Annotated in this window: 4 protein-coding genes; 3 read left to right on the top strand and 1 reads right to left on the bottom strand. The window is 66.1% G+C overall.

The features are described 5' to 3' along the window. Positions 1-245: 245 nt before the first annotated feature. Complete coding sequence (locus ACLFQI_RS11495; protein ID WP_410759462.1) at positions 246-1748, bottom strand: circularly permuted type 2 ATP-grasp protein; 1503 nt, start codon at positions 1746-1748, stop codon at positions 246-248. A 624-nt stretch (positions 1749-2372) separates the two neighbouring features. On the opposite strand from ACLFQI_RS11495, the gene ACLFQI_RS11490 reads away from it, so the two are divergent. From ACLFQI_RS11490 to ACLFQI_RS11480, 3 genes are all read left to right on the top strand, one after another. Continuing rightward, on the top strand, positions 2373-3329 hold the full coding sequence (locus tag ACLFQI_RS11490; protein ID WP_410759460.1) for an AAA family ATPase: 957 nt from the start codon (positions 2373-2375) through the stop codon (positions 3327-3329). Between the two features lie 18 nt (positions 3330-3347). Continuing rightward, positions 3348-4265 carry a DUF58 domain-containing protein gene (locus ACLFQI_RS11485; protein ID WP_410759458.1) on the top strand — a complete coding sequence of 306 codons (918 nt, stop codon included), beginning with the start codon at positions 3348-3350 and terminating at the stop codon, positions 4263-4265. A 64-nt stretch (positions 4266-4329) separates the two neighbouring features. Beyond that, positions 4330-5006, top strand: a 677-nt coding sequence (locus ACLFQI_RS11480) for a DUF4381 domain-containing protein (protein ID WP_410759457.1), incomplete at its 3' end; no start/stop codon positions are given.

Raw genomic sequence — 5006 nt, 5'->3', positions numbered from 1 at the left:
AGCAAGCCAGTAGAGGGTCTCGGCGACGCGGGAGAGCATGGTGGTACCTGGTCGATCTAGGGTGGGACGTTATCCAGCCGCCCGAGCGCGAGCAGCGCCAAACCTAAGAATAAGAGTCCTCTTTAGTTTACTTGGATGCGGTTTCCTAAAGATAAGTGACCGGAGTCGGGGATCGGCGACGACACTTCGCTGCGGCGTTTATGCGAAGTCGAACCGAGCCGTCGCATTCGCCCTCCCACCGATGCCTATGTCTGCGTTTGGCTCTGACTCTGGCTCTGCGTCTGCGCCTCGCTCGTCGGCGCCGCCTCCGGGAGGATCCAGGTGTCCTTGCTGCCGCCGCCCTGGGACGAGTTGACCACCAGCGAGCCCTTGCGCAGCGCCACTCGCGTGAGCCCGCCCATGGTGACCTGCTGGCGATCGGCGGAGAGGATGAACGGGCGTAGATCGACATGGCGCGGCTCCAGGCTGTCCTTGATCACCGTCGGCACCGTCGAGAGCCTCAGGGTCGGCTGGGCGATGTAGTTGCGCGGATCCTTCTTGATCGCCGCCGCCATCCGCTCGCGCTCGGCCTGCGTCGAGGCGGGTCCGACCAACATCCCATAGCCGCCAGATTCGTTGGCCGGCTTCACCACCAGTTCATTCATGTGCTCCAACACATACTGCAAGGCCTCCGGTTCCATGCAGCGATAGGTCGGCACGTTCGGCACGATCGGCTCTTGATCGAGGTAATAGCGGATGATCTCGGGGACGAAGGCATAGATCACCTTGTCATCGGCAACACCCGCGCCGGGGGCATTCGCCAGCGCGACGTTGCCGGCCTTCCAGGCGCGCATCAGGCCGGCGACCCCGAGCGCCGAGTCCTCGCGGAAGGCCTCCGGGTCGAGGAATAGATCGTCGACGCGGCGATAGATCACATCGACCCGCGCCGGCCCGTCGATGGTGCGCATGTAGCAGCAATCGTCGTCAGCGACGAACAGGTCGCGCCCCTCGACCAGCTCCGCGCCCATCTGCTGGGCCAGATAGGCGTGCTCGAAGTAGGCCGAGTTATAGATGCCGGGCGTGAGCACGACCACCTCCGGATACTCGGCCGGGCGCGGCGAGATCGCGGCCAGGGTATCGAACAGCTGCGATGGATAATCATCCACCGGCAGCGGCGCGTAGTGCTCGAACAGCTCGGGGAAGACGCGCTTGGTCACCAGCCGGTTCTCGAGCATGTAGGACACGCCGGAGGGCACGCGCAGGTTGTCTTCCAGCACATAGAGGGTGCCATCGGCATCGCGCACCAGGTCCGAGCCGCAGATGTGCGCCCAGATGCCGAGCGGCGGATCGATGCCGACGCATTGCGGGCGGAAGTTCACCGACTTGGCCAGTACCTCTTGCGGAAAGACCTTGTCCTTGACGATGCGCTGAGCGTGGTAGAGGTCGTCGATGAACAGGTTCAGCGCCTGTACGCGCTGTTTCAGCCCCAGCTCGACCCGGCGCCATTCCCGCTCCGGGATGACCCGCGGGACCACATCGAAGGGCCAGGCGCGATCGATCGCCCCGCCCTCCTCCGAGTAGACGGTAAAGGTGATGCCCATCTCCTTGATCGAGACCTCGGCGGCGAGTTGGCGGGCGACCACCTCATCGCCGCCGAGGGCCTGGATGTCGGCAGCGAGGGCCTCGACCTCGGGACGCGGCTCGCCGCGTGCCGCTAGAAGCTCGTCATAGAAGCCATCACACTCGTAGTCGGACCAATCTATCTCCATGCGCGCCGTCGCCTACCTCGATGATCGTGCGCCGGGCACTGCGCCGCAGCGGGGACCCGATTGTTACCAGTTTGGCTCATATCGTCCAATCCGCATGCAGGCCTTTACCCCCAAAACCCGGCCAAGAACGCCAGGGGCGAGCGCGGCCCTGAAGCCGGCGAGACTCAGCAAGTGGCTCAGACATCAATCGGTTATCCAGTCTTCAACAGACTCTGTGGATAACTCTGTGGGAAAGGCGCTAGCAAATCGCCGGGATGCCTGTCTCGACTGAGCTTTCGACAAATTGACGGTTTTTTGACCATCCGTGCAAGCCATTGTTTTTGTTGACGCGAAGCCAAGGAGGCAGGCGACCGGAGGCAAGACCGAACGACCAACCGCTGGCGCGTCCGGCGTTGCCAAGCCGTGTGGACAACTGCGCAGACCCGTATTTCCCTGACGCGGTGCGTTGTCAACCCTTTTTTGGCAAGCCGCGGCGGCGCCCAGGACCAGCAGCGCTAGCAGCCGCTGCAAGCAAGGGTTGACAGGAGAGCGAGCGCCGCAACTTGCACGGACCGAGCAAACGCCTCAGGATAGCGGCTCCACCATCCAGCTTGTCGCCTCGCAGCAGGGAGTCCCTCACCCGGCATGACACCAGACGCGCTCCAGCCCGTTCGCGATCACATCGCCGCGCGCATCGTCGGCCAGCAACGCTTCGTCGACAGCATGCTGGTGTGCCTGCTCAGCGATGGCCATCTGTTGGTCGAGGGCATGCCGGGGCTGGCCAAGACCACCGCCGTCAAGGCCCTGGCCGACGCCATCGACGGCGACTTCCACCGCATTCAGTTCACGCCCGATCTTCTGCCCTCGGACCTGATCGGCACCGACATCTACCGTCACGAAAAGGGCGCATTCGAGTTCCGCGAAGGCCCGCTGTTCCATAACATCCTGCTCGCCGACGAGGTCAACCGTGCCCCGGCCAAGGTGCAATCGGCCCTGCTCGAAGCCATGGCCGAGCAGCAGATCACCGTCGGTCAGCGCACCTATGCGTTGCCGGAGCTATTCATGGTGCTGGCGACCCAGAATCCGGTCGAGCAGGAAGGCACCTACCACCTGCCCGAGGCCCAGCTCGACCGCTTCCTGATGCAGGCGGTGGTCACCTATCCGACCCGCGACGAGGAACTGCGCATCCTCGAACTGGACGCCAGCGAACAGCAACATCCTGAGGTCGCCCCGCCCAAGCGGCTCGGTCAGCAGGAGCTGTTCGCCATGCGCCGGGCGGTCGCTGCGCTCTACCTGGACCCGAAACTGCTCAGCTACATCGTCGATCTGGTCCAGGCCACGCGCCAGCCGCAGCGCTACGACGGCGCCCTCGCGCGCTGGTGTCGCTTCGGCGGCTCGCCGCGCGCGAGCATCGCGCTGGCCCGCTGCGCCCGCGCTCGCGCCTGGCTCGATGGTGATGAATTCGTCGCCCCGCATCATATCCAGCTGATCGCGCCCGAGGTACTGCGTCACCGGCTGCTGCTGACCTTCGAGGCCGAGGCCGAGGGCATCACCACCGACGAGTTCATCGACCGGCTGCTGACGCTCGTGGCCATTCCCTAACCCGGGCGGTGCCGGCACATGAGCCTCTATCCCCGTCTCGACGACCTGCTCGAACTCAGGCACCAGGCCCATGCCCTCGGCGTCTCTTCTCACCATCTGGTCAACTCGACCTTTGCCGGGCTCTATGCCTCGGTATTTCGCGGTGCCGGGGTCAACTTCGAGGAGGTGCGCGAGTACCGCGAGGGCGACGATATCCGCTACATGGACTGGAAGGTCACGGCACGCGTCGACGCGCCCCACCTGAAGATCTTTCGCGAAGAACGCGAGCGCAGCGTGGTGCTCTGCGTCGACCGCGGGCCGCACATGAGCTTCGGCACCCGCGGCACCTTCAAATCGGTGCAGGCGGCGCGCGCGGCGGCCTTGATCGGCTGGGCCGCGAGCCGGTTGCAAGACCGTGTCGGCGGCATCGCCTTCGGCGACCCCGCGCAAGGCCTGCAGCACTTCCGCCCCGCGCGCGGGCGGCGCGCACTCTGGCAGCTATTGCGCACCCTGACCCTGCCCGGCTCCGCCGCGAGCGCCTCGATCGACTGCCTGGCCGGCGCGCTGAAGCGGGCGACGCGTGGCCTGCCGACCGGATCGCTGATCTTCGTCATCGCCGATTTCAACCGCGAGGTACGCGACCTGGAACCCGTCCTCGGCAACCTCAGGCAACGCAGCTCGGTGGTGCTGATTCCGGTCGATGATCCGGCCGATCGCGCGATCCCGGCGATGGGTCGGGTCAGCTTTCGCGGCACCGATGGCCGCTTGCTCGTCATCGACACCGATGACCATCAGGCCCGGGACGCCTATCGCGCAGCCTGGGAGCAACGCCGTCAGACCCTATCGACACTCGCCAACCGCTTGCGGATCCTGCTGATGCCGATCCGCACCGAGCTGGACATCCATCGCAGCCTGATCGCCAACCTCGAGCAACGCGCACGCTCGCGCGCGGTCTAGGAGATGATGGCCACCCGCTTCGAGCGTCAGACAACAGACCGCAAAAGCCAAGAGCAGCGAACGAGTGAATCCTGATCTGCGACCACTGCGCGACATCCACGACAGTCTCGGCTCGCCCTGGTGGCCGCTGGCGCCGGGCTGGTGGCTGGTTGGGTTGCTGCTGGTTGCGCTCGCGGCGCTGATCTGGCGCTATCGCCACGCCCGGCGGGTGCTGCCGGCGCTGCCACTGCTGCGCATCGGCGACTGGCGCTGGGACGCGCATCGCGAATTGCGGCGTCTGCGCCAACGCCGACGCCAGGAGGCGAGTTCGAAGGCCCGCCTCTCCCAGCTCGCCGAACTGCTCAAGCGCATCGCCATGGCGCGTCATGGACGCGCCGCCTGCGCTCGGCTCCATGGACCGGCCTGGCTGGAATGGCTGAGCGCGCACGACCCGGACGGCTTCGACTGGCGCCAGCACGGCCAGTGCTTGATCCACGCGCCCTATGCTCCAGAGAAGCTCGACGCGGCAGCCGATGCCGCTGCCGCGCGCGCTCAAGAACGACAGCTTGAGCGCCTGATCGCCGCCACCGAGCGCTGGATCAGGGTGCGACCGGAGCCATCCGGCAACCGCCGCGCGCGCCCGTTAGGCCCGGACGACGGCGCACGTACTGGCCCGCGCCCTGGTGCAAGGGCCGGTGCAAGGGCTGGCGCAAGCATCGGCCTTGTTCCCGGCGGCACGGTCGACGCCAAGACCGCCAAGCG

Origin of the sequence: Halochromatium sp., assembly GCF_046541315.1 — a bacterium.
In the GTDB taxonomy this organism is placed as follows: domain Bacteria; phylum Pseudomonadota; class Gammaproteobacteria; order Chromatiales; family Chromatiaceae; genus Lamprobacter.
Note: the sequence above shows the minus strand (reverse complement) of the source record. Positions and strands in the feature narration are given on the sequence as shown.